The following is a 570-nucleotide window of genomic DNA, read 5'->3' on the forward strand; positions in this document are numbered from 1 at the left end:
TACACGATTGTAATAGACCTTTGCGCTTTGAGTACCTCCAAAAACAGCATTATATGCGGCTTCAAAACTTACGTTATAATAATGCTGTCCTGCATAAGGCTGTAGCTCAGGATATCCCAGCCCTGTAAAATAGATCGTAGAAGTCCCTGCATTCAATGTTAAGGCAGAAGAATTAGCAGAAAAATTACCTTCATACATTACACCTGTTACATAAATATCTGAACTTCCCAGATTCAACGTTCTGGCCGTTCCTCCTGCATTTCCCGAATAACTTTGTACAGATACCTTGTGATTATTCGTATTGAAGGTCCCCGCCGTATGGGTTAAAGCACCCTGGATAACAAAATCATCCAGTAAGCTGACGGATGATTCTTCTTCAAAATATACACTATCATTATCTGTTATTTCAACTCCATTGCTTTTGATCGTCTTGGGGCTGTTGCTATTCCGATAATACATATAGACCGCTTTAACAGTCATCCCGGCCTGCCATTCAGAAGATCCGTAGATATCGAGAATATTATATATACTTGCACTATTCAAAACAGGCGGTACGGAACTTCCCGAAAA

At 40.0% G+C, this 570-nt stretch carries 1 protein-coding gene; it reads right to left on the reverse strand.

What is annotated here, in order from left to right; genetic code table 11:
- Positions 1-570 (reverse strand): hypothetical protein (locus SCA31_RS22470; protein WP_410699276.1); only part of this gene is annotated, 570 nt, incomplete at both ends.

It is taken from the genome of Chryseobacterium sp. SIMBA_028 (assembly GCF_046535285.1).
Classification (GTDB): domain Bacteria; phylum Bacteroidota; class Bacteroidia; order Flavobacteriales; family Weeksellaceae; genus Chryseobacterium.